We start from the raw sequence: 1,761 nt of genomic DNA, 5'->3' as shown, positions 1-1,761 counted from the left end.
ACCGCGCCGGTATCGATGGCGCGCAGGCTGGTTACGAGCTCGGGCATCGATGTGCCGCAGCCCACCAGGGTCAGGCCGATCACAAGCTCTGAAATGTTGAGCTTTCGGGCGACGGCCACCGAGCCGCGCACGAGCCCTTCGCCACCAAAAATCAGCAGGACAAGGCCCGCCAGCACCAGAAGATAGTCCATCAAGGGGCCTTTCGGAAAACCAGCTGAACATAGTTTACGGGCATCGCCGCACAATGGTTCCGCATCAGCCAGCTGCGGACGAGCAGGAAGTTACCGTAATTCATGCAGGATTCAGGCAATCCAAGCTCCCATATTCATGAAATACCGATGAATCTGGTCCAGAACTCGCATGGTTAAATCAATGGCCGGCCGACACATGCCTTCTCGCCCCCGCCAGACGGGTACGGGCCTTGCCCGTCGTGCTGCCAGCCTCGCGCTGGCAGGCACCCTTTCGGCATGCACGCTTCTGGGCGGAAACGCCCGCGGCAATGGCGTGACCGGCAACCAGTATGCGGCTGCCTCCCTCGACGGCCTGCCGGATAGCCTCGCCGCACGCGCCAATGCCGTGCTGCAGACCTACAAGACGCCGCCCGCCTCCCTGCTGGAAGCCCGCCGCCGGGCAGACAACGCCGCCGGAACTGTCGAGGAATTCCTCGCTTCCGAGGGCTATCTCGCCGCCAGCGCCATTCCCCGGCGGATCGACAGCGCAACCAGCACACCCCGCATCGACGTGATCCCCGGCAAGCGGTTCCGCATCGCCTCGGTCTCGGTCGACTATGACGGCGAGGTGGACGACAAGACCCGCGCGGAACTCGACAAGGCGCAGAAAGGCCTGCTGATCGGCGGCCCGGCGCATACAAGCTCCATCGAGCGGATGGACAAGGTGCTGCTGAACCATCTGAAGGATGCCGGCTACGCCTTCGCCGAGAGCGCGGACATCGACGTGCTGGCTTCGCGGCAGGACGCCACCGTGGAGGTCACCTACAAGCTGACCCCCGGTCCGCGCGTCAAACTCGGCGAACTGGTCCTGCCGGACGAAACCAATGTGCGCCCGCGCGCTGTCCGCGTCATGCGCAGCTGGGAGCCCGGCGACTACTACACGCCGGAGAAGATCCGGACACTGAGAACCCGCCTTCGCTCGTCCAGCCTGTATGACGGCATCGGCATCGAGATCGCCGAGGCACCCGATACCGATGGCACATATCCGGTGGAGCTGAAACTGGCGGAGGCGAAACCCCGCTCCATCGGGATCGGTGCCTCCCTGTCCACGACCGAGGGCGCAGGCGTGGACGCCTTCTGGGAGCGGCGCAACCTCACCGGCCGGGGCGATACGCTGCGCGTGGATGGCGCTGTCGCCAATCTCAGCCGTGACCTGACGGCCAGTTACGAACTGCCCAATATCGGCCGCTATGGCCGGACGCTGAATCTGGAAACCGGGGTCCGCCAGCAGGAAACGGACGCCTATGACCTCTCCGGTCTCAAAACCGGCGCCACCCTGTCCCAGCCTTTCAACAAGAACTTCACCCTTTCGGCCGGCGCCTTTGTCGATGTGACCCGGACGGTCGAGTATGAGCTGACACGCTCCGGCCCGTCCGACCCGATCGACCAGGTCACCTTCTCCACGCCGCTCAGCGGAACTTATGACACGGTGAAGAACAGGCTGGACCCGCAGGACGGCAACCGCCTGTTCCTGACGCTGGAGCCCAGTATCTCGAGCGGCACGATCAACGCTGTCTACACGCGTTACCTG

The 1,761-nt window shown here is 64.2% G+C and carries 1 protein-coding gene and 1 pseudogene; one reads left to right on the top strand and one right to left on the bottom strand.

Features of this window, described 5'->3' with window-relative positions:
- A pseudogene (locus tag Q1V51_RS00255) lies at nucleotides 1-191 on the bottom strand (sodium:calcium antiporter); the annotation flags it as partial.
- 196 nt (nucleotides 192-387) lie between these two features.
- Between Q1V51_RS00255 and Q1V51_RS00250 the strand changes: the two are divergent.
- On the top strand, nucleotides 388-1,761 hold a 1,374-nt coding region (locus tag Q1V51_RS00250; protein WP_300551595.1), incomplete at its 3' end, for a BamA/TamA family outer membrane protein.

Source organism: Maricaulis sp., from assembly GCF_030149235.1.
Taxonomy (GTDB): domain Bacteria; phylum Pseudomonadota; class Alphaproteobacteria; order Caulobacterales; family Maricaulaceae; genus Maricaulis.
Note: the sequence above shows the minus strand (reverse complement) of the source record. Positions and strands in the feature narration are given on the sequence as shown.